Origin of the sequence: Caballeronia glathei (assembly GCF_000698595.1) — a bacterium.
In the GTDB taxonomy this organism is placed as follows: domain Bacteria; phylum Pseudomonadota; class Gammaproteobacteria; order Burkholderiales; family Burkholderiaceae; genus Caballeronia; species Caballeronia glathei.
Window position 1 is genome coordinate 38,877 of record NZ_JFHC01000019.1, and the last position, 22,651, is coordinate 61,527.

Genomic DNA, 22,651 nt, shown 5'->3' on the forward strand with positions numbered 1-22,651 from the left:
CATGAAATTCGATACCCCTGCCACCACCAATCCGATCGACCAGCTCAGGATCGTCGGCCAGCCCGTCGAGCGCATCGAAGGCCCGCGAAAGACCACCGGCACCGCGCCCTATGCCTATGAATGGCATAACGCGGTCCCGAATCAGGCTTACGGCTATGTCGTGGGCGCGGCCATCGCCAAGGGCCGCATCTTTTCGATCAGCCTCGCCGAAGCGCGGCGGGCGCCGGGCGTCATCACTATCGTTACCGCCGATACGGCCGGCAAGCTCGGCAAGGGCAAGTGGAACACCGCCCGGCTGCTCGGCGGCCCCGAGATCCAGCACTACCATCAGGCCGTCGCGCTCGTCGTCGCGGAGACGTTCGAGCAGGCGCGCGCCGCCGCGCAACTCGTCCACGTGCGCTATGTCCGCGAAGAAGGCGCATTCGATCTCGCGGGCGCGAGAGCGTCGGCGAGCGTGCCGAAGACGGGCGTGCCCGAGACCGCGACCGGCGATTTCGCCGGCGCCTTCGCCGCGGCGCCCGTGCAGCTCGACGCAACGTACACGACCCCCGATCACTCGCACGCGATGATGGAGCCGCATGCGTCGATGGCGGTGTGGAGCGGCGACAAGCTCACGCTGTGGACGTCGAACCAGATGGTGGACTGGAGCCGCGGCGACGTCGCGCTGACGCTCGGTATCCCCAAGGAGAACGTGCGCCTCATTTCTCCGTACATTGGCGGCGGTTTCGGCGGCAAGCTGTTCGTGCGATCCGATGCCGTGCTCGCCGCGCTCGGCGCGCGCGCGGCACGGCGGCCGGTCAAGGTCGCCCTCACGCGCCCGCTCATGTTCAACAACACCACGCATCGTCCCGCGACGATCCAGCGCATCCGCATCGGCGCGAACCGTGACGGCAAGATCACCGCGATCGGCCACGAAAGCCTGTCGGGCGATCTGGCTGGCGGCAAGCCGGAGAACGCCGTGCAGCAGACGCGCCTGCTCTACGCCGGCCCCAACCGCCTGACGGCCTTGCGGCTCGCCGCGCTCGACCTGCCCGAAGGCAACGCGATGCGCGCGCCGGGCGAAGCGCCCGGCCTGATGGCGCTCGAGATCGCCATGGACGAGATGGCGGAGAAGCTCGGCCTCGATCCGGTCGAGTTCCGCATTCTCAACGACACGCAGGTCGACCCCGAGAAGCCGCAGCGGCCGTTCTCGGAGCGCCGGCTCGTCGAGTGCCTGCGAACCGGCGCGGATCGCTTCGGCTGGAAGGCGCGCAGCGCGCGGCCCGGCGCGACCCGCGACGGCGAGTGGCTGGTCGGCATGGGCGTCGCCGCCGCGTTCCGCAACAATCAGGTCATGAAGTCGGGGGCGCGCGTGCGTGTCGACGGGGCGGGTACCGTCACGGTCGAAACCGACATGACCGACATCGGCACGGGCAGCTACACGATCATCGCGCAGACCGCCGCGGAAATGATGGGCGTGCCGCTCGACCGCGTGGTCGTGCGCCTGGGCGATTCGAACTTCCCGGTGTCGGCAGGCTCGGGCGGGCAGTGGGGCGCCAACAGTTCGACCGCGGGCGTGTACGCCGCCTGCGTGAAGATGCGCGAGGCCCTCGCGCAAAAGGCGGGCATCGATCCGGCCTCTGCCGTGTTCGAGGGCGGGCAGATCCGTTCGGGCGAGCGCAGCATGCCGATCGGCGCGGTGGCGGGCGAAGGCGGCATCGTCGCGGAAGACTTCATCGAATTCGGCGATCTCAACAAGAAGTACCAGCAATCCACGTTCGGTGCGCATTTCGTCGAAGTGGGCGTCGATGCCGCGACGTGCGAGATTCGCGTGAGACGCATGCTCGCGGTATGCGCCGCGGGGCGCATCCTCAATCCGAAATCGGCGCGCAGCCAGATGATCGGCGCGATGACGATGGGCGTCGGCGCGGCGCTGATGGAAGAACTTGCGGTCGACCGGCGCCTCGGCTATTTCGTCAACCATGATCTGGCCGGCTACGAGGTGCCGGTCCATGCCGACATCGTGAGCCAGGACGTCATCTTCCTCGACGAGACCGACCCGCTCTCGTCACCGATGAAGGCGAAAGGCGTCGGCGAACTGGGCCTGTGCGGCGTTGGCGCGGCGATCGCCAATGCCGTCTACAACGCGACGGGCGTGCGCGTGCGCGACTATCCGGTCACGCTCGACAAGCTCATTTCGCGGATGCCGGTATCGACCTGACTTGCCGCCCCGCTCGCGCCGCCCGTGCCGATGGCGCGGGCGGCGGGTCATGCCGGCAGGCATGTTCTCTCGAAGAGGGATCGGCGCGCCGGGCGTCGCGCTCACTTATCCGCCAACAGCGCCCTGCGTGTTCACATGCACGGCATAGATCGATTGGGACGACGCCATGAAAAGCCGGTTGCGCGCCCGCCCGCCGAAACAGAGGTTCGCGCAGCGCTCCGGCAAGGCGATGCGGCCGATCATCTTCCCCGCCGGCGAAATGACCATGACACCGTCCAGTTCGTCGCTGCCCATGCCCCAGCCGCACCAGAGGTTGCCGTCGATATCGGCTCGCATCCCGTCGATCGTGCCGACACCCGCGTCGTAAAACACCCGGCCCTCGCCGATGCGACGGCCATCCGGATGCATCTCATAGGCGTGAATCAGCCGGTTGGGCACGCCGCGCGACTCGATCACGTATAACAGCCGCTCGTCCGGCGAAAAGCAGAGGCCGTTCGGCCCCTTCAGGTCCCGCGTGACGACCGACGCCTCGCCCGTCACGCCGTCGATCCGGTACACGGAATGCGGCAGTTCCTGTTCTGCCTTGATGCCCTCGTAATGCCCCGCGATCCCCATTGGCGGATCGGTGAACCAGATCGAGCCGTCGGACTTCACGATGACATCGTTCGGCGAGTTGAGGCGTTTGCCCGCGAACGAATCCAGCAGCACGGTGATGCTGCCGTCGTATTCGGTGCGCGTGACGCGCCGGCCGTGCTCGCAGGTGACGAGCCGCCCCTGACGGTCGCGCGTGTTGCCGTTCGCGAAATTGGACGGTTTGCGGAACACGCTGACGGCGCCGGTTTCCTCTTCCCACTTCAACATCTGATTGTTCGGAATGTCGCTCCAGAGCAGATAGCGGCCGTCGCCGAACCACACCGGACCCTCAGTCCAGCGATAGCCCGTCGCGAGCCGCTCGACCGCCGAGAAGGCGACACGGTATTTGTCGAACGACGGATCGAGGGAAATGATGCGTGGGTCCGGATAGCGCTCTGCCTGCTGCCACATGGGTTTGTCTCCGTTTCTTGCGATGCGCGGGATGGTGCGAATCCACAGTATACCGGAAATGAGTAAGCGCTTTCTCTTGAAGTGACGGCGATTTTCCCCTACAGTTCGGGAAATTCCTCCATTACGAGTGGGACCGGATGCACGTTCCGGTGCCCTGCAAGAAAGCGATTACCGATTGATGACTCGAATGGTGCGCGCCGGTTGCCATTCCCCGAGACCTTCAAGGCCCTGAATACATGATCGAGTTGTCCAGCAAGACCGTCAGCGGGCCGGTGATCCGGCTCCATCCCGCCGATAACGTGGTCATCGCGCGCGTCGACGTCGCGATCGGCACGCCGGTTCCCGCGGAAGACTTCTGCAGCCGCAGCCAGGTGCCCGCGGGCTACAAGATCGCCGCGCGCCGCATCGCGCAGGGCGAGGCGATCCGCAAATACAACGTGGTGATCGGCTTCGCGTCCAATGACATCGCCGCGGGCACGATGGTGCACGGCCACAACGTCGAGTTCCGCGAATTCGATCGCGACTACGCGTTCGGCGCCGACTACCGCGCGGTGGACATGCTGCCGCCGGCCGAACGCGCGACTTTTCAGGGCATCGTGCGCAGCAACGGCGAAGTGGCGACGCGCAACTACATCGGCGTGCTGTCGACAGTGAACTGTTCCGCCACCGTCGTTCACAGGATCGCGGAATGGTTCACGCCCGAGCGGCTTGCGGACTATCCGAACATCGACGGCGTCGTGGCCTTCAGCCATTCGATCGGGTGCGGCATGGAGATGAGCGGCGAGCCGATGGCGCTCCTGCGCCGCACGATGGCGGGCTACGCGCGGCATCCGAATCTCGCCGCGGCGCTGATCGTCGGGCTGGGTTGCGAGCGCAACCAGTTGCAGGGCCTGCTCGACCAGGAGGGCATGGAGCCGGGCGCACGTCTTCATACATTCACGATGCAGGAAACGGGCGGCACGAGGAAGACCATCGAAGCGGGCATCGAGGCCGTCAAGGCGCTGTTGCCGGAGGCCAACCGCGTGACGCGCACGACGGTCGACGCAAGCCATCTGAAGATCGGGCTGCAATGCGGCGGGTCCGATGGCTTCTCGTCGATCACCGCGAATCCTTCGCTCGGGGCGGCGATGGATCTGCTCGTGCGCCACGGGGGCACGGCGATCCTGTCCGAGACGCCGGAGATCTACGGCGTCGAACATACGCTGACGCGCCGCGCGGCGAGCCGCGCGGTCGGCGAAAAGCTGATCGAGCGCATTCGCTGGTGGAAGGACGAGTACTCCGTGAACCGCGACGTCCAGATCAACGGCAAGGTGAGCCCCGGCAACCAGGTCGGCGGCCTCGCGAACATCTTCGAGAAGTCGATCGGCTCGTCGATGAAGGGCGGCACCGGCCCGCTGATGGAAGTCTATCGATACGCCGAGCCGGTGAGCGCGAAAGGCCTCGTGTTCATGGACACGCCCGGCTTCGATCCCGTCTCCGCGACCGGCCAGATCGCGGGCGGCGCCAACCTGATCGCGTTCACGACCGGGCGCGGCTCGATGTTCGGCGCGAAGCCGGTCCCGTCGCTGAAGCTCGCGACGAATACGCCGATGTATCAGCGCCTGATCGAAGACATGGATGTGAATTGCGGCGGCATTCTCGACGGTGTTGCGTCGATCGAGAGTACGGGCAGGGAAATCTTCGACGCGCTGCTCGAAGTCGCCTCCGGGACGCGCACGAAAAGCGAACTGCTCGGTCTCGGCGACCACGAATTCGTGCCGTGGCAGATCGGCATCATGAGCTGAGGCGCGCCACCCCGGCACACCGGCCGGAAGCCGGACCACCGCAAACGCACCGCGCAGTACCGCACAAGGACAAAGCAACCGCAACGCCAGCCGGGCGCACGGCGCAGCCACGCGATCAGTGGCGCCGGCGCTCGAACGAGGACCAGGTCCACACATCCGGAGACGACCTTGAGCACCAATGGCACGGCAGTAGCGGCACGCGAAGGCGTGGCGTCGAGCGATTCGATCTATGCACGGGTGACGTGGCGTTTCATGCCGCTGCTCTTCATCTGCTACGTGGTCGCGTATCTGGATCGCGTGAACGTCGGCTTTGCAAAGCTGCAGATGCTCAACGACCTGCATTTCAGCGAGACCATGTACGGCTTCGGTGCGGGCATCTTCTTTGTCGGCTACTTCTTTTTCGAGGTTCCGAGCAACCTGCTGCTTCACCGGCTCGGCGCGCGCCGCTGGATCGCGCGGATCATGGTCACCTGGGCCGTGATTTCCGCCGCGACTGCATGGGTCACGTCGCCGACGATGTTCTACGTGCTGCGCTTCGTGCTCGGCATTGCCGAGGCAGGTTTCTTCCCCGGCCTCGTGCTGTACCTGACGTACTGGTTCCCGGCGCAGCGGCGCGGCAGGATGGTCGCGTTCCTGATGGCGGGCAACCCGGTGTCGGGCATCGTCGGCGGGCCGGTTTCGGGCTTCATCATGCAGCGCCTTGCCGGTCACGGCGGCTTTGCCGGCTGGCAGTGGCTGTTCGTGCTCGAGGCGCTGCCTGCGCTCGTGCTCGGCGCAGTGATCTACTTCTTTCTCGATGACCGGGTGAAGGACGCGAAGTGGCTGCCGCAGCACGAGCGGGATTTCATCCAGTCGGAAATCGACGCGGAGGCGCGCACGAAAAGCCACGGCTCGGTGCGGCAGACGTTCACGTCGTTGAAGGTATGGACGCTGTGCGCGATCCTGTTCGGCATCGTCATGGGTTCGTATGCCGTCGGCTTCTGGCAGCCGACCATCATCAAGGGCTCCGGCGTCACCGATCCGCTCACCATCGGTCTTCTCACGGTGGTCCCCTATGCGAGTGCGCTTGTCGCGATGATCGTCGTCGGCCGGCATGCCGACCGCACGCGTGAGCGCCGCTGGCATGTCGTGGTGCCGCAGATCGTTGCCGCAAGCGGCTTCGTGCTGTGCGCGTACGCGGGTCACAACACATGGCTTTCGCTGCTCGGCCTGACACTTGCGGCATCGGGCGTGATCACCGCGTTGCCGATGTTCTGGGCGCTGCCGACGTCGTTCCTCGGCGGCACGGGCGCGGCCGCGGGCATAGCGCTCATCAATTCGACGGGCAATCTCGCGGGTTTCGTGAGCCCGGCGCTGGTCGGCTGGCTCAAGACGCTCACGCATTCGCTCGACTCCAGCCTGTTCCTGATTGCGGGATCGCTGATCGTCTCGGCGCTGCTGATTCTCACGCAGATGCCCGCCAGGCTGGTGAACAAATAGCCGCAACTACGCTTCGAGAAGCACGCAGCAAGGCAGCCGCCGCAGAACCTGAGTGACGACGCACGCGCCCGCAAGAGGCGCGGCCCCTTCCCAATGCAGCAACACACCCTCATGGTCGGAGACACATGAACACCGGAAAATATCGCTACGTCGTCGCCGGGCTGTTGTTCACAGCCGGTGCAATCAACTACATGGACCGCGCGGCGCTCGGCATCGTCGCGCCGATCGTCGGCAAGACGCTGGAGTTGTCGCCGTCGCAACTCGGCATCATCTTCAGCAGCTTCTTTATCGGCTACTCGATCTTTTCGTTCCTCGGCGGCTATTTCGCCGACAAGTGGGGCACGCTGCGCGTCTTCACATGGGCAATGGGATTCTGGTCGGTGTTTTGCGGCCTGACCGCGGCGGCGACCGGCTTCGTTTCGCTGCTGCTGTGCCGCGTGTTTTTCGGCATCGGTGAAGGGCCGATGAGTTCGAACACGAACCGCACGATCTCGAACTGGTTCCCGCGCCATGAAACAGCCACCATGATCGGCTTCACGTTCTCCGGCCAGACGCTCGGCAACGCGATCGCGGGACCGGTGGTGGGGCTGATCGCCGTGGGCTTCGGCTGGCGCACGTCGTTTGTCGTGATCGCGATACTGGGCTTTCTGTGGCTCGCGTGCTGGCGCCTCTTCGTGACCGACAAGCCCGACGAGAACCGCCGCGTCGGCGTGGGCGAAACGAAGCTGATCAACGAAAGCCGCGCGATAGCCGAGGCGCGCAACGTCGAAGACGACGGCATGACGCTCGGCGCGTATCTGCGCCGGCCCAGCACGCTCGCGCTCGGTGCGGGGCTCTTCGCGGTGAACTACACGCAGTACGTGTTCATCTCATGGCTGCCGAGCTATCTCACCAACGTGATGCATCTCGACCTGAAGTCGATGAGCATCATCACGTCGATTCCGTGGATCTGCGGCGCCATCGGCTATTTCGGCGGCGGCCTGCTCGGCGATTTCATCTACAAGCGCATGGACGATCCGGTCAAGGCGCGCAAGCTGGTGGCGACGATCCCGCTCGCGCTGTCCGGGGTCGCGGTGCTGAGCATCACGTCGGCCGGATCGCTCACGGCGGCCGTCGCGCTGATCGCGGCCGCGCTCCTGTTCCTGACGGGTTCCTGCCAGTCGATCTGGGCGATCCAGCACGAGATCCTGCCGCTGCACCGCCAGGGCGGCGTGGGCGGCTTCATCCATTTCCTGAGCAACCTGTCCGGGATCATCGGGCCGGCGCTGACGGGCTTTCTGATTCAGTACTTCGGCGGCTATCACAGCGCGTTCCTGTTCGGCGCGATGATCGACTTCGCAGGCGTGCTCGCCATGCTGCTGTTCATTCACAACCGGCCGGCCGTGACCGCGCAGGTGGCCGCCCATTCGCCCAACTGAACCCGGTTCGACGCAAATGCGCGTTACTTCATTCGTTCTGAAACCATCATGAATCAAGCTATTGCTGAACATCTGCAGGCTTCGTATCAATCCGCGTCGCGGATCGTATCGGTCGATGCGCGCACGGTACGCGTGCCGCTCGACCGTCATACGGCATTCTCCAGCCGCGTCGTCGTCGCGCGCGACTACACGGTCGTGCGCGTGAAAACCGCCGACGGCCATGAGGGTATCGGCTTCTGCTACAGCGGCAGCCGGGCCGGCATGCTCGTGACCTGCGCGGTGCGCGAGCTGTTCGCGCCGCTCCTGCGCGACCGCTCCTCGCTCGACGTCGAAGGGCTGTGGCGCGAGATGTACCAGGAGTCGCTGCTGCAGGGGCGCGCCGGATGCGTGATGCGGGCGCTGTCGATCATCGATATCGCGTTGTGGGACCGCAATGCGCGCGCGGCGGGTTTGCCGCTCAGCCGGTATATCGGCGCGACGTCGGCGGATCGCGTGCCCGCGTATGCGAGCGGCGGCTATTACGTCGATGGCAAGACGCCCGGGCATCTCGGTGAGGAAATGGCGAGCTATGTCGCGCTGGGTTTTCGCGCGGTGAAGATGAAGGTGGGGCGGCTCGATCCGCGCGCTGAAGAGGCGCGCGTGAAGGCAGCGCGCGCCGCGATCGGCGACGACGTGCTGCTGATGCTCGACGCCAACAACGCATGGTCGGACGTGCCCACGGCGCTCGAGCATCTGCGCCGCTACGAGCGGTACGATCCCTACTGGATCGAGGAGCCGTTCAGTCCCGACGATATCGAAAGTCACGCGCAGCTCGCGAAGCGCACGCCGGTGACGGTGGCGACGGGCGAGATCGAGGCGGGCCGCTGGCGGCATCAGGAACTGCTCGACAAGCGCGCCGCGATGATCCTGCAATCCGATGCGGCGGTGTGCGGCGGCATCAGCGAATGGCGGCGCATTGCGGCCGCGGCCGCCGCGGTCGGCGTGACGATGTGCCCGCACTGGTTCCACGATCTGCACGTGCATCTGGTCGCATCGACGACGAATGCACGCTATGTCGAATATTTCCCGGACGATCAGGTGCTGAACTTCCGGCGTCTTGTCGACACGCAGCTCGAGTTCGCGGACGGCATGCTGAAGGTGCCGACCGGCGCGGGCCTGGGCTTCGGCTTCGACCATGCCGCGCTGGAGCGCTATGCGGTCGATGCATGGGCGTGATGCCCGCCGCGGCAACGCAGCGCAAATGAAAATCGGGCGCCTCGGCGCCCGATTTTCTTCTTCACCTGAACACGCTGCCTCAGGCGAGCGCCGCTTCGATCCCCGGCATCGCGAACTGCGCTTTTGCAAGCGCGTCCTTCAGCGCGGCGCGCTGTCCGGCATCGAGCGCGACGAGCGGCGGCCTGACCGTGCCCCAGTCTTCATCGTGCGAATAGATGCCGATTGCCGCTTTCAGCGCAGGGATCATCGGGAACTTCGCGAACACGGCGCGGATATCGTCGAGCGCCTGCTGGCGTGCGTCGGCATCGGCGGCCTGCCAGTTGCGGTAGAGCTCAACGATCGCGGCAGGATTCACGTTGCCCGTCGCGGTGATGCAGCCGGCGCCGCCGCCGCGCAATGTCGCGAGCAGGAACGTCTCGCTGCCCGCGAAGACGTCGAAACCGTGCGGCTGGAAGCGTTCGAGCATGGCCTGCGTGTGGGTCCAGTCGCCCGAACTGTCCTTCACGCCCGCGATGACGCGCGGGTACGCCTTCAGCAGACGCTCGATCAGCGCGAGACCGAGCGGCACCTGCGACACCTGCGGAATGTGATAGACGTAGATGCGCAAAGCGTCCGAGCCGACCCGCTCGATGATTTCGGCGAAGCTGCGAAAGATGCCGTCGTCGCTGACGCCCTTGTAGTAGAAGGGCGGAAGCATCAGCACGTGATGGCATCCGGACGCCACCGCGTGCTTCGTCAGCTCGATCGAATCGGTCAACGCCGCGCAGCCGGTGCCGGGCATGAGCCTTTCGACTGGAAGGCCCGCCGATACGAGCGTATCGAGCAGACGCTTTTTCTCGTCGACGGCCAATGAATTCGCCTCGGAGTTCGTGCCGAACACGGCCAATCCGACGTCCTGGTCGGTGAGCCATCGGCAGTGGCGCAGAAAGCGGTCGTGATCGGGATGCAGGTTGCTGCTGAAGGGCGTGACAACGGGCGAGTAGACGCCGCGTGGCCGGCTGGCGGGGTTCATCGGTTGATCCTCCTGGGCAGGGCGCGCGGCGTCAGACCGCGCGCTGTTGGGACTGCGGACGGGCGGCGAGCGCCTCGGGATTCACGCACGTCGCCGTGAGACGGCCGTCGAGTGCGTCGAGCAGATTCAGTGCGGCGCGGTGCGCCATCGCTTCGCGCGTCTGCGCGGTAGCCGAGCCGATGTGCGGTGCGATCACCACGTTCGGAAGCGCGAATAGCGGCGAGTCCGCGGGCAGCGGCTCGCGTTCGAACACGTCGAGGCCGGCACCGAGGATGCGGCGTTCGCGCAACGCGTCGATCAGCGCGGCTTCGTCGAGCACCTGGCCGCGCGCGCAGTTGACGAGAATCGCGCCGGGCTTCATCAACCGCAGTTCGGCGGCGCCGATCAGCCGGGTGGTCGCGGCGGAGAGCGGCACGAGCAGGCACACGAAGTCGGCCTCGGACAGCAGGTCCGGCAGCGGCCGCCACTGTGCGCCGAAGGCCTCCTCGGCCGCCGCATTGCGCGAGCGGTTCGAATACAGCACGTTCATGCCGAAGCCGTGCGCCGCGCGGCGCGCTACGGCAGCGCCGATTCGGCCCAGCCCGACGATGCCGAGCGTCTTGTGATGCACATCGACGCCGAACTGCGCCGGCCCCGACGATGCGCGCCATTCGCCGCGCCGTGCCGATGCGTCCAGTTCCGCGATCCGGCGCGCGGCGGCGAGCATCAGCGCGAACACGAGATCCGCGGTTGTTTCCGTGACTTCGTCGGGCGTGTTGCACAGCACGATGCCGCGGCGAGTGAGTCCGGCAACGTCGAAATCGTCGTAGCCCGCCGACACGGTCGCGACCGCTTCGAGCCTGGGCGCGCCGTCGAGCAGTTCGGTGCAGAGCTTCAGCTTGTTGCCGATCGCGCCGTGCGCATGCGAGAGCGCGTGCAGAAAGGCGGCGCGGTCGGCGTCGGCGTCCGCCAACGTGACGTCACACCGTGCTTCGAGCATTCGCATCACGCCGGGGGGCAGCTTGCGATAGGCAACGACATGTTTCTTCATCGGGACATCCCTCGAACAAGGAGCGGAAAGGCGGCTGTCAGCGCACGTCATGAAGCTTTGAGAAAGCGCTTACTTGCGTGCCACTATAAGTCCCGATAGAATCATCGTCAATATTATTGATAATCTTGGGATGACACGATGGCAGGTGACAGCAAGTCCAAAGGGTTGCGCAAAGGGCTGACCAATTACGGCGACGAGGGCTTCTCGCTGTTTTTGCGCAAGGCGTTCATCAAGGGCGCAGGCTATACGGACGACGCACTGTCGCGCCCGATCGTCGCCATTGCGAACACGGGCAGTGCCTACAACCCGTGCCACGGCAACGCGCCGCAACTGGTCGAGGCGATCAAGCGCGGCGTGATGCTCGCGGGCGGCCTGCCGGTCGAGTTCCCGACCATCTCGATCGCGGAAAGCTTTTCTCATCCGACCAGCATGTATCTGCGCAACCTCATGTCGATGGACACGGAGGAGATGATCCGCGCGCAGCCGATGGACGCCGTGGTGCTGATCGGCGGCTGCGACAAGACGGTGCCGGCGCAACTGATGGGCGCCGCCGCGGCCAACGTTCCGGCAATCCAGCTCGTGACGGGCGCCATGCTGACAGGCTCGCATCGCGGCGAGCGCGTGGGCGCATGCACGGACTGCCGCCGTTTCTGGGCGAGCTTTCGCGGCGACCAGATCGACGCCGCCGAGATCGATGCGGTGAACAACCAGCTGGTGGCGACCGTCGGCACCTGCTCGGTGATGGGCACCGCGAGCACGATGGCCTGCATCGCCGAGGCGATGGGCATCATGCTGCCGGGCGGCGCGTCGCCGCCAGCCGTGAGCGCCGACCGCATCCGCATTGCCGAGCGCACCGGTGCGCAGGCGGTGGCGATGATCGGCGCGGACCTGACGCCCGCGAGAATCCTCACGCCGAAGGCGATCGAAAACGCGCTGCGCGTGCTGCTCGCGATCGGCGGTTCGACGAACGGCATCATTCACCTGACCGCGATCGCGGGCCGGCTGGGCATCAGGATCGATCTCGACGCGCTCGACCGGATCGCCCGCGAGACGCCGGTGCTGGTCGATCTGAAGCCGTCGGGGCAGCACTACATGGAGGATCTGCATCGCGCGGGCGGGCTCACCACCGTGATGCGCGAGATGAAGGATCTGCTGCATCTCGATGCGCTGACGGTCACTGGCCGAACCCTCGGCGAAGAGCTCGACGCGGCGCCGTCGAGCTTCGCGCAGGAGGTCGTGCGGCCGTTCAGCCAGCCGATCTTCCCGCAGGGCGGCATCGCCGTGCTGCACGGCAACCTGGCGCCCGGCGGCGCCATCATCAAGCAGTCGGCCGCCAATCCCCAGTTGATGGAGCATGAGGGCCGCGCCGTGGTGTTCGAGAACGCGGAAGACCTCGCGCTTCGCATCGACGATCCGGAACTCGACGTCGAGGCGCACGACGTGCTCGTGCTCAAGCAGATCGGGCCGGTCGGCGCGCCGGGCATGCCCGAAGCGGGCTATATCCCGATTCCGCGCAAGCTCGGGCGGCAGGGCGTGAAGGACATGGTGCGCATCTCCGACGGCCGCATGAGCGGCACGGCGGCGGGCACCGTCGTGCTGCACGTCACGCCGGAAGCGGCGATCGGCGGACCGCTCGCGATCGTCCGCACGGGCGACCGGATTCGCCTGAGCGTCGCCGCGCGTTCGATCGAACTGCTGCTGAGCAACGAGGAAATCGCCGCGCGCCTTGCCGCGCTGCCGCCGCGCGAAACCGATCCCGAAGCGCGTGGCTACAGAAAGCTCTTTCTGACGACGATCACTCAGGCCGACGAAGGCTGCGACTTCGACTTCCTGAAAGCAGCGAAAATGGTCGCCACCGTGCCGGGAGGCAAGTCTTGACGAGGCGGCCACAGCGCGGCGCGCGCCGTGCGCGACACACCGCCGTTTGCATTCCTTCGCGGGCGCTTCCCCTATGAGCGGCGCTGTCACGACCAAGCACGCGACGAAGCACGCGACCCAGCACGCGACGAAGCTCGCGAAGGCGGGCGCACCCGCGGTCCGCGACCGCAACACCGACGAGACGATGCGACGCGTCGCCGACCAGCTCGAAGAACAGATCGTGCTCGGCATGCTGCATCCGCGCGAGCGGCTCGTCGAAGACGACCTCTGCGAGCGCTTCAGCCTCAAGCGCCACGTCGCACGCCAGGTGCTGGCCGAGGTGGAGCGCCGCGGTCTCGTCGAGCGGCGCCGGCATGTGGGCGCGCTGGTGAAGTCGTTCACCGCGCGCGAGGTGACGGAGTTGTACGCGTTGCGCGAGCTGCTGGAAACCGACGCGGCGAGCCGCATCGTGTTTCCCGTCGATGCCGCGAAGCTTGACGAACTCGCGGCGATTCAGACCCTGCACGACGAAGCGGCGCACGCGGGCGATCTGCGCCGCGTGTTCCGCGTCAACATGACGTTTCACCGCGCTTTCTTTGCGCTGTCGGGTAATCAGGTGCTCGTCGACGCGATTCACGAGTACGAGCGGCGCACGCACGCGATCCGCTCCGTGTCGATCGTTTTCCCGCAGTACCTCGAAAAGGCGCGCGCCGAGCATCATCAGATGATCGACGCGCTGCGGCGCGGTGATCGCGACCGCCTGATCGCGCTATGCCGCGAACATCTGGTGCCGTCACGCGACGCGTATCTCGACGCGTATCACCGGCGCTCTCTTGCGGCCGCGGCGCACGCCCCGGCCAATCCGAACGGAGACATCGAATGACACGGGTATTGATCACCGGCGCGGCCGGCCATATCGGCAAGGTGCTGCGTGCCGGACTGCGCGGCCAGTATCAGCTGCGGCTTGCGGATATCGCGCCGCAGGCACCCGCGGGCGAGGGCGAGGAGGTCGTGAGCGCGGACATCACGCGGCTCGCGGACCTCGTGCCCGCGATGGAGGGCGTGGACGTCGTGGTGCATCTCGCGGGCATTCCGGACGAAGACAGCTGGGAGAAGATCCGCGACATGAACATCGAAGGCTGCTACAACGTGTTCGAAGCCGCGCGCCGGGCCGGGGTGAAGCGCGTCGTGTTCGCGAGCTCGAATCACGCTGTGGGATTTCACCGGCGGGACCGGATGATCGACGATGCAGTGGCGCCGAGGCCGGACAGCCGCTACGGCGTATCCAAGGTGTTCGGCGAAGCGCTCGGCCGGATGTACGCGGACAAGCACGGCATGTCGGTTGCGTGCATGCGGATCGGCTCGTTCCGTCCCGACGATGCGCCGACGGCGCCGCGGCACCTCTTCACGTGGATCAGCCACCGCGACATGGTGCAACTGGCGAAGCGCTGCATCGACACGCCCGACTACCATTTCGTGATCGTGTATGGCGTGTCGGGCAACGCACGCAATCGCTGGGACAACGCGAACGTGCGGCGGCTCGGCTATGCGCCGCAAGACGACGCCGAACTGCATGCCGCGCAGATCGCGGCCACGGGGCAGACCGAAGACGCGCGCGAAGCGCTCTTTCACGGCGGCTTCGGCTGCCTCGTGGAATTCGACGGCGATCCGCAACGGATCGACTAGGACGAAGCTGCCCGGTGATGCCAGCCACCACTGCTTGTATGCCGCGTTTTAGTGCCGCGCTATAGTACGGGCATATGAGGGGCGCGATCGAGCGCCCGCTACCAGGCAGGGTGCACGTTGACCACAGAGGCAAAGAAAAGAGCGCCGCGTCGCAAGTCGAATGCGGTATCCGTGATGGACGTCGCGCGCGCGGCGGGCGTATCGACCGCAACCGTTTCGCGCGTGTTGAATGGCAACGCGACGGTGGCAGTCGACCTGCAGAACCGCGTGCGCGGCATCGCGCAGGAACTCGGCTACACGCCGCACGCCGCCGCGCGTGCGCTCGCGTCGCAGCGGTCGAAGACGATCGGCGCGGTGATCCCGTCGCTCGAAAACCAGAACTTCGCGCTTGGCGTGTTCGCGCTGCAAAAGCGCATCGGTGAGGCGGGCTATACGTTGCTGCTCGCGTGTTCGTACTACGACCAGCAGGACGAACTGAAGCAGGTGCGCGCGCTGATCGCGGACGGCATCGCCGGGTTGATGCTCGTCGGGCGCAGCCATTCGCCGGCGCTCTATGAGCTGATCGAAAAGGAAAAGATTCCGCTCGTCAACGGCTGGACCGTCGACCACGATCATCCGTATGTCGGCTTCGACAACGTGGCGGTGGGCCGGCGCATCGCCGAGTATCTGCTCGACCTCGGGCACGTGCGCTTCGGCATGATCACGCAGATGACGCAGCACAGCGACCGTGCGGCCGACCGCATCGTGGGCGTGCGCTCGGCGCTGCAGTCTCGCGGGCTGCAACTGCGCCACGAGCATCTGATCGAGATGCCGCACAAGATCATCGAAGGGCAGATGGCGATGAAGGCGCTGATGCAGGGGCCGGAGCGCCCGACGGCGGTCATCTGCGGCACCGATCTGCTCGCGATCGGCGCGCTCGCGGAGGCGCGCGAGGCGGGCATCGACGTGCCGGGCGAACTGTCGATCGCGGGCATCAACGATATCGAGTTCTCCAGCTTCACGACGCCGCCGCTCACCACCATGCGTCTCGCCGCCGACGAAATCGGCGCGCGCAGCGCCGAGTATCTGCTCGCGCGCATCGAAGGGCGGCCGGTGAGTTCGCAGAACATCGTGCCGACCGACCTGATCGTGCGCGGCACGACGGCGCGTCCGCGCAAGCGCTAGGGCTGGCGCGCCAGCCGCACGCCCAGGCCCGCGCCCCGCATGCTACTTCGCAAAGAGCGACGCCATGTTGGCGAACGCCTTGAATTCGAGCGCGTTGCCCGACGGATCGAGGAAGAACATCGTCGCCTGTTCGCCGACTTCGCCCTTGAAGCGGATATGCGGCTCGATGATGAACTTGATGCCCGCGCCGCGCAGCCTGTCGGCGGCCGTTTGCCACTGCTCCATCGAAAGCACGGCGCCGAAATGGCGGACCGGCACGTTGTCGCCGTCGACCGCGCTCGTGTTGCGGTGGCCGGCTTCTTCGGGCGACAGGTGCGCCACGATCTGGTGCCCGTAGAAATTGAAGTCGACCCAGTCCGGCGAACTGCGGCCTTCCGGGCAGCCGAGCAGCGTGCCGTAGAACTCGCGTGCGGCCTCGAGGCTATGGACGGGAAACGCCAGATGGAACGGCGGCATCGACGCGGCTTGAGTGCTCATGGGAATCCTTTTTCGAAGACTGAGTTGGGGGCGGGCAGCGCGTTGAACGCCGCCTGCAACGCCATTCTACGATCTATTTTTTCGATCAAAAGCGAATTATATTTGGCCTGAGTATCGATTATTTCGATCTATAATCGGCGCATGATTCGAGAGCTCAGAACCCTGATCGCGATTGCGCAGGCCGGTACTTTTTCGGCGGCGGGCGAGCGGCTGGGACTCACGCAATCGGCCGTCAGCGCACAGATGCACAAGCTCGAAGAGGAACTCGGCACGCCGCTGTTCGAGCGCTCCCGCCGCACCGCCGCGCTCAACGACACCGGTCATCACGCGCTTGGCGTCGCGCAGGAGATCGTCGGGCTCTTCGATTCGCTCGTCAGCCGGCCCGCGGCGCAGACGGCCGCGCCGATGCTGCGGGTCGGCGCGATCGCGTCGGTGCAGCCCGTGCTGCTCACGCGTGCCCTCGCGCTGCTGCGCGAGCGCGTGCCAAACGCGCGGGTGCGTGTGGTGCCCGGGGTGTCGTTGAGTCTGCTCGGCGAACTGAGCGGCGGCGACCTCGACCTCGCGGTGATGATCAAGCCGCCGTTCGCGCTGCCGCCGGAACTGATGTGGCAGCCGCTCTTGTCCGAGCCCTTCGTGATCGCGTTGCCGCCGGCGAGCCGGGAGTCCGACTGGCGCGACGCGTTGCGCCACCAGCCGTTCATCCGCTACGACCGGACTTCGTTCGGCGGGCGGCTCGTCGACCAGTTCCTGCGGCGCAATCGCATCACCGTGAACGAAAGCCTCGAACTCGACGAACTCGACGGCATCATGGGCGCGGTCGAGGCGGGCATTGGCGTCGCACTGGTGCCGCAGACGCATACGCATCGCCGTGGCCGTTTCGACGTCAGGACGTTGCCGCTCGATGCGCCATCGTTCGTGCGCGAGATCGGCGTGATCGCGTTGCGGCGAGGCGAGCGCGAACCCGCGGTGCGCATGCTGGCGGACGCGCTCGACGTGATCGCGTCATCGCTCGATGCGCGCAGATAAGGCGATGACGTGCCGCGTCACGGACTGGCCGTTTCTGCCGCGATCCGTTCGAGCAGGGACACGAGCCGATCCGGATCGAGCACCATCGCGTCGTGTCCGGTATCGAGGGTTTCGAACTGCCAGCCGGGCCGCGCGCGCACTCGCTCGCGCACCAGCGCCAGCGTTTCGTACGACGGATTCGCGCAGTGAACGTAGGTGCTGGGCACGCCGTTGCCGAGGGGATGGCGCAGCGTCAGCGGCGACAGGTAGGTGGACAACGGATGCGGCGTCTGGCGCCGCCGTACCCAGCCGGCGAGCGGATGGTCTTCCGGAATGCCGGTGCCGGCCAGGTTGGCGGGTATCGGCATCGCGACGTTCTGACCGCTCCCTGCCACGGCCGCAAGGCGTTCTTCCACGACGTTGCGCGGCAGGACATCCATGGCCGATTCGCCGCTCTCGACCAGCAGGCTGTCGAGAAACACGAGCGCGCGCAGCGCCCCCGGCTTGCGATCCGCCACGCCGGACGCGACGAGGCCGCCGAAGCTGTGTCCTACGAGCACGACGTCCTCGAGTTCTTCGGCTTCGAGCAAATTTTCGATATCGGCGATCGATACGTCGAGCGACGTCACCGCGCCGATCAGGTGACGACGCTCTCCGAGGCCCGTGAGCGTCGGCGCGAACACGGAATGTCCGTGCGCGCGCAAGCGCTCGGCGACGAACCGCCAGCACCAGCCGCCGTGCCAGGCGCCGTGAATCAGCACGAACGTTGCGGGTCGGGCCGTGCCCGTGGAGCCGTGGACTACATGCGTTGCCGGCAATTCAGCCATATGGGTGTGTCTCCGCTGGGAAGGCCGTGTCGCGCACGGATGCATCGGACACGCGGCACGGCTACTTTTTGATATCGGCCGGAGTATACGTCGCGTACAGCTTCGTATAACCCTTCGTATCGACGGTTCCTGTCCATCCCTTGGGAAGCGTCACCGCTTCACCGGCGTGGACCACCATGACGGAGCCATCCGCGGAAGTCAGCGTCATGCCGCCCGAGATGAAGTACAGGAACTCGGTATAGGGGAATCCGTCCGGACCCTTTACTTCCTCGTGAGCCGGACCGGAGCGGAACATGCCGGTCTGAAAGGCCGAGTCACTGGATGTGAACGTCACGACGTCGGTCGTGGCGTTGCCGTCCTTCTTTTCCTTGACCGCATCGGGCCGGCTGAACATGGCGCCGGCGAGTTCGCCCTTCGAATCCTTCACGGGCCTGATCGTTTCGGCCGATCCCAGGGCCGGCGCCAATGCGCAGCAAACCATGATGGTGAGCACTTTCCTGTTCATGAACCTTCTCTCAAGCATTTTCTTCCGGAACAGCCGCTGATTGGCGAATGAGCGGCACGGCGACCCTGCATTGCGCACAACGTCTTGCTCACTTTAGCCTGTTGCCCGCAACGGCGCTCATATCGACCCGGATCGGTGCAAATGTTTTCAGACGTGTTTCAGGACATTTTGCCGACACTCGCCTAGCATTGTGTGGTCGCGGCCACCCGTGCCGGAACCGGCCCGGGCGGCTTCTTCGATCAGGCCGCATGCGTCCGGATGAGTCGGCGCCCGGCCGGTACTCATCTCTTTGCGAAAAGGAGCAGAGCATGGCCAGGAACACCATTGCGGCATATCTCGCGGACACGCTTGCAGCGGCAGGCGTCGAGCGCATCTGGGGCGTGACGGGCGACAGCCTGAACGGGCTCGCATACAGCCTCGATCAGGTCGGCTCGATCCGCTGGATGCACACGCGCCACGAGGAAGCCGCCGCTTTCGCGGCCGGCGCCGATGCCGCTTCGACAGGGCGCCTCGCGGTGTGCGCGGGCAGTTGCGGACCCGGCAACCTGCATCTGATCAATGGCCTGTTCGACTGTCATCGCAATCATCAGCCGGTGCTCGCGATCGCCGCGCATATTCCGTCGACCGAAGTCGGGCTCGGCTACTTTCAGGAAACGCACCCGCAGGAGCTCTTCAAGGAGTGCAGCCACTTCGTCGAGCTGGTGTCGTCGGCGGCGCAGTTTCCGCGCGTGCTCGCGCGCGCCATGCGCACCGCGATCGAGGAGCGCGGCGTCGCGGTGATCGTCCTGCCGGGCGACGTGGCATTGAGCGAAGGTCCCGCTGAAAAGCCGTCGTGGACGGAAAGCGCGCCGTCGGCAATCCTGCCGGCGGACGTCGATCTCGACCGGCTCGCGGCGCTTCTGAACGAATCGGATGCGGTCACGATCATGTGCGGCAGCGGCGTGCAGGGCGCGCATGACGAAGTGGTCGCGCTCGCCGATACGCTCGCCGCGCCCGTGGTCCACGCGCTGCGCGGCAAGCCGTACATCGAATACGACAATCCGTTCGACGTCGGCATGACCGGGCTGATCGGCTTCAGTTCGGGCTACCACGCGATGATGTCGTGCGACACGCTGCTGCTGCTCGGCTGTGACTTCCCGTATCGGGCGTTCTATCCGGCCGACGCGAAGATCATCCAGATCGACTGGAAGGGCTCGCAGCTCGGCCATCGCGCGCCGCTTGCGCTCGGACTGGTCGGCACGGTCCGGGAGACGGTCGCCGCGACGCTGCCCAGGCTCCAGCGCAAGACCGACCGGGGTTTTCTCGACAACGCGCGGCGGCACTACGTTTCGGCGCGCAAGGGACTGGACGACCTCGCGACGCCGTCAGGGCCGGGCCGCCCGATTCACCCGCAATATCTGGCGAAGCTCATCGATGAAGCCGCGAGCGACGATGCGATCTTCACGGTGGACGTCGGCACGCCGACGCTGTGGGCGGCGCGCTACCTGACGATGAACGGCAAGCGGCAGCTGCACGGCTCGTTCAATCACGGCTCGATGGCGAACGCGATGCCACAGGCTCTCGGCGCGCAAGGCGCTCATCCGGGGCGGCAGGTCGTGTCGATGTCCGGCGACGGCGGCTTGTCGATGCTGCTCGGCGATCTGCTCACCGCCCGGCAGCTCGAATTGCCGATCAAGGTGGTGGTGTTCAACAACAGCCTGCTCGGCTTCGTCTCGATGGAGCTGAAGGCGGGCGGCTATCTCGACACCAACGTGGATCTCGCCAAGACCGATTTCGCCGCCATCGCGCAGGGCGCGGGCATCTTCGGCATCCGCGTCGAGGCATCGGAGGACGTGGCGGGGGCGCTGCAGCAGGCGTTCGCCCACGACGGCCCGGCGCTCGTCGATGTCGTGACGTCGAAGCACGAGCTCGCCATGCCGCCGACGCTCGAAGCCGCGCAGGTCAAGGGCTTCAGCCTCTACATGATGCGCGCGATCCTCAACGGCCGGGGCGACGAGATCGTCGAACTCGCCCGGACGAATCTGCGTTAGGCGCGCAGCGGCCCCGGCGGGCCCACTCTGCCTGCCGGGCGCTCGCCGCACTTGCGCGGCGCGTCGAGCGGCGCCCGCAAGAAGCCGGCGTGCACCACAAAGGTGCGAACCACTCGTGCGGGTGCGGGGGATGCCGTGCCTGCACTTCGGGAACCTCGGGCCCGCCCGGGCAAGGATTTTGGAAGTATTAAGATAAAATGACTTCCCCGTCCCCCGGGCTCGCGCATGAACACGTTCCGATCGAAAGCACCGGCTGCCGGTATGCCCGAATGTCATGTGTCCGGGCGAAGTGTTGACGGATGCGCTCCGGTTCGGGTCAACGAATGCCATCTTCGAACGCCTATGTCCAAGCTGCGCCGATTCGTTTCCCTCATTTGCCATGCTCATGCCGTCTGACCCGGCCGTGCTGAAGGATCGCCATAGCCGGCGCATCTCGCGCGCCGTGGGCCGCGACGCGCGCGTCGTATCGGTGCTTGCCGCGCTCATTGCGCTCGCGGTGTTCCTGATCGACTCGCTGACGCCGCTCGATATCGCGATCGCCGTGCTCTATGTCGTCGTGGTGCTGCTGGTCTCCTCGACCGGCAATCGCCCTGCGACGATCGCCACCGCGTGGGGCTGCGTGATCCTGACGCTGTTCGCGTTCCTGATGTCGCACACCGAGCAGTATTCCGGCGGCGCGATCGCGCGGTGCGTGGTGAGCCTGCTCGCGATCGCGACGACTTCGGTCCTCTCGCTGAGAAACCAGGCCGCCACGGCCTCCTTGCACGAGCATATTCAGGAGCGCATGCAGGCCGAGCAGGCGCTGGAGCGCAGCGAGGCGTTCCTGCTGGATGCGCAGCGCCTGAGCCGCACCGCCAGCATTGCGACGAGCCTGCCCGAAGGAACGATGTGGTGGTCCGACGAGGCGTATCGCATCTTCGAATACCCGCGCGATGTCGAGCCGTCGCTCGAAGCGGTCCTCGCACGTACGCATCGCGACGATCTCGCGAGCGTGCGCGGCGTGCGTGAACAGGCGCTCGCGGGCGCGCCGCTGATCGACCTCGAACACCGGCTCGCGATGCCCGATGGCCGCGTGAAGTACGTGCATTTCGTCACGCATCTCGTGAGGTCGCAAACGGGGGGCACCGAGTACGTCGGCGCGCTGATGGACATCACGGAAACGAAGGTCGCTCAGGAGGCGCTCGCGCGGTCCACCGCCGAACTCGCGCACGTGACGCGGATCACCATGCTCGGCGAACTGGCCGCTTCGATTGCGCACGAGGTCACGCAGCCGATCGCGGCCATCGTCACCAACGGCGACGCGTCATTGCGCTGGCTGAATCGCCCAAGCCCGGACCTGATGGAAGTGCAGCAGTCGATCACGCAGATGATCCGCGATGCGAAGCGCGCGAGCGATGTCATCCAGCAGATTCGTTCGATGGCGAAGAAGCGCGACCCCTTGCCCGCGACGCTCGATCTCAACGAGATCGTCGAGCAATCGATCGAACTGGTGCGGCGCGAACTGGACCGTCACCGGGTTCATGTGGAGATCGACTTCATGACGCCTTCGCTTGCCGTGTGTTGCGACCGGGTGCAGTTGCAGCAGGTGCTGATCAACCTGATCATGAACGGCGCGCAGGCCATGGGCGATTCGGGCGGACCGCGCAGGGTCCGGATCGCCACGCGCCGCTTCGACGAACTGCATGCGCAGATCGTCGTGCAGGACTCGGGCACGGGGATCAGCGAGGAAAACGCGAGCCGGCTGTTCGCCGCGTTCTTTACGACGAAAGCCGAAGGCATGGGAATCGGGTTGTCGATCTGCCGGTCGATCGTCGAGGCGCATGGCGGGCGCATCTGGGCCGAATCGCCAGAAGAAGGCGGCGCCATGCTCCTGTTCACGCTGCCCATCGCCCACCCCGGCGTGCCGGGCGTCCTCTGA

Annotated in this window: 18 protein-coding genes; 12 read left to right on the forward strand and 6 right to left on the reverse strand. The window is 66.1% G+C overall.

The window, feature by feature from the left end:
- Nucleotide 1 precedes the first annotated feature (1 nt).
- Nucleotides 2–2,200 carry an aldehyde oxidoreductase molybdenum-binding subunit PaoC gene (paoC, locus tag BG61_RS14160; RefSeq protein WP_035934543.1) on the forward strand — a complete coding sequence of 733 codons (2,199 nt, stop codon included), beginning with the start codon at nucleotides 2–4 and terminating at the stop codon, nucleotides 2,198–2,200.
- A gap of 105 nt (nucleotides 2,201–2,305) precedes the next feature.
- Here the strand turns inward: paoC and BG61_RS14165 are convergent, their stop codons facing one another.
- Nucleotides 2,306–3,244 carry an SMP-30/gluconolactonase/LRE family protein gene (locus BG61_RS14165; protein WP_035934544.1) on the reverse strand — a complete coding sequence of 313 codons (939 nt, stop codon included), beginning with the start codon at nucleotides 3,242–3,244 and terminating at the stop codon, nucleotides 2,306–2,308.
- Nucleotides 3,245–3,480: 236 nt separating this feature from the next.
- Here BG61_RS14165 and BG61_RS14170 point away from each other — a divergent pair, with 236 nt between their 5' ends.
- From BG61_RS14170 to BG61_RS14185, 4 genes are all read left to right on the forward strand, one after another.
- Nucleotides 3,481–5,028 (forward strand): UxaA family hydrolase, encoded by a 1,548-nt coding sequence (locus BG61_RS14170; protein WP_035934546.1) that lies wholly within the window; start codon nucleotides 3,481–3,483, stop codon nucleotides 5,026–5,028.
- A gap of 168 nt (nucleotides 5,029–5,196) precedes the next feature.
- On the forward strand, nucleotides 5,197–6,507 hold the full coding sequence (locus tag BG61_RS14175; RefSeq protein ID WP_035934547.1) for an MFS transporter: 1,311 nt from the start codon (nucleotides 5,197–5,199) through the stop codon (nucleotides 6,505–6,507).
- Nucleotides 6,508–6,632: 125 nt separating this feature from the next.
- Nucleotides 6,633–7,925 (forward strand): MFS transporter, encoded by a 1,293-nt coding sequence (locus tag BG61_RS14180; protein ID WP_035934548.1) that lies wholly within the window; start codon nucleotides 6,633–6,635, stop codon nucleotides 7,923–7,925.
- Between the two features lie 48 nt (nucleotides 7,926–7,973).
- Complete coding sequence (locus tag BG61_RS14185; RefSeq protein WP_051672510.1) at nucleotides 7,974–9,140, forward strand: mandelate racemase/muconate lactonizing enzyme family protein; 1,167 nt, start codon at nucleotides 7,974–7,976, stop codon at nucleotides 9,138–9,140.
- 79 nt (nucleotides 9,141–9,219) lie between these two features.
- Here the strand turns inward: BG61_RS14185 and BG61_RS14190 are convergent, their stop codons facing one another.
- Both BG61_RS14190 and BG61_RS14195 read right to left on the reverse strand, forming a co-directional pair.
- Nucleotides 9,220–10,152, reverse strand: a complete 933-nt coding sequence (locus BG61_RS14190; RefSeq protein WP_035934550.1) for a dihydrodipicolinate synthase family protein — start codon at nucleotides 10,150–10,152, stop codon at nucleotides 9,220–9,222.
- A 31-nt stretch (nucleotides 10,153–10,183) separates the two neighbouring features.
- Nucleotides 10,184–11,182 carry a 2-hydroxyacid dehydrogenase gene (locus BG61_RS14195; RefSeq protein WP_035934551.1) on the reverse strand — a complete coding sequence of 333 codons (999 nt, stop codon included), beginning with the start codon at nucleotides 11,180–11,182 and terminating at the stop codon, nucleotides 10,184–10,186.
- A 138-nt stretch (nucleotides 11,183–11,320) separates the two neighbouring features.
- On the opposite strand from BG61_RS14195, the gene BG61_RS14200 reads away from it, so the two are divergent.
- The 4 genes from BG61_RS14200 to BG61_RS14215 all read left to right on the forward strand — a co-directional run bounded on the left by BG61_RS14200 (nucleotide 11,321) and on the right by BG61_RS14215 (nucleotide 15,889).
- Nucleotides 11,321–13,060 (forward strand): IlvD/Edd family dehydratase, encoded by a 1,740-nt coding sequence (locus BG61_RS14200; RefSeq protein WP_035934552.1) that lies wholly within the window; start codon nucleotides 11,321–11,323, stop codon nucleotides 13,058–13,060.
- Between the two features lie 184 nt (nucleotides 13,061–13,244).
- A complete protein-coding gene (locus tag BG61_RS14205; protein ID WP_051672519.1) occupies nucleotides 13,245–13,922 on the forward strand; it encodes a GntR family transcriptional regulator in 678 nt (225 codons plus the stop codon).
- The gene (locus BG61_RS14210) at nucleotides 13,919–14,725 is read left to right on the forward strand and encodes an NAD-dependent epimerase/dehydratase family protein (RefSeq protein WP_035934553.1); all 807 of its coding nucleotides are present in this window, start codon (nucleotides 13,919–13,921) and stop codon (nucleotides 14,723–14,725) included. The genes BG61_RS14205 and BG61_RS14210 overlap by 4 nt, the downstream gene beginning before the upstream one ends.
- Before the next feature lie 117 nt (nucleotides 14,726–14,842).
- Nucleotides 14,843–15,889: a LacI family DNA-binding transcriptional regulator gene (locus tag BG61_RS14215; protein ID WP_035934554.1), complete on the forward strand. Its 1,047-nt coding sequence runs from the start codon at nucleotides 14,843–14,845 to the stop codon at nucleotides 15,887–15,889.
- Between the two features lie 42 nt (nucleotides 15,890–15,931).
- Here the strand turns inward: BG61_RS14215 and BG61_RS14220 are convergent, their stop codons facing one another.
- Nucleotides 15,932–16,366, reverse strand: coding sequence for a VOC family protein (locus BG61_RS14220; RefSeq protein ID WP_035934555.1), 435 nt, complete (start codon nucleotides 16,364–16,366; stop codon nucleotides 15,932–15,934).
- Between the two features lie 141 nt (nucleotides 16,367–16,507).
- On the opposite strand from BG61_RS14220, the gene BG61_RS14225 reads away from it, so the two are divergent.
- Entirely contained in the window at nucleotides 16,508–17,392 is an 885-nt protein-coding gene (locus BG61_RS14225; RefSeq protein WP_035934557.1) for a LysR family transcriptional regulator, read from the forward strand.
- A gap of 17 nt (nucleotides 17,393–17,409) precedes the next feature.
- Here the strand turns inward: BG61_RS14225 and BG61_RS14230 are convergent, their stop codons facing one another.
- Both BG61_RS14230 and BG61_RS14235 read right to left on the reverse strand, forming a co-directional pair.
- Nucleotides 17,410–18,198, reverse strand: a complete 789-nt coding sequence (locus BG61_RS14230) for an alpha/beta fold hydrolase (RefSeq protein ID WP_051672512.1) — start codon at nucleotides 18,196–18,198, stop codon at nucleotides 17,410–17,412.
- Between the two features lie 61 nt (nucleotides 18,199–18,259).
- Nucleotides 18,260–18,691 carry a cupin domain-containing protein gene (locus BG61_RS14235; RefSeq protein ID WP_232256299.1) on the reverse strand — a complete coding sequence of 144 codons (432 nt, stop codon included), beginning with the start codon at nucleotides 18,689–18,691 and terminating at the stop codon, nucleotides 18,260–18,262.
- Between the two features lie 320 nt (nucleotides 18,692–19,011).
- Between BG61_RS14235 and poxB the strand changes: the two genes are divergently transcribed.
- Both poxB and BG61_RS14245 read left to right on the forward strand, forming a co-directional pair.
- The gene (gene poxB / locus BG61_RS14240) at nucleotides 19,012–20,733 is read left to right on the forward strand and encodes a ubiquinone-dependent pyruvate dehydrogenase (protein ID WP_035934558.1); all 1,722 of its coding nucleotides are present in this window, start codon (nucleotides 19,012–19,014) and stop codon (nucleotides 20,731–20,733) included.
- A 379-nt stretch (nucleotides 20,734–21,112) separates the two neighbouring features.
- Entirely contained in the window at nucleotides 21,113–22,651 is a 1,539-nt protein-coding gene (locus BG61_RS14245) for a sensor histidine kinase (RefSeq protein WP_051672520.1), read from the forward strand.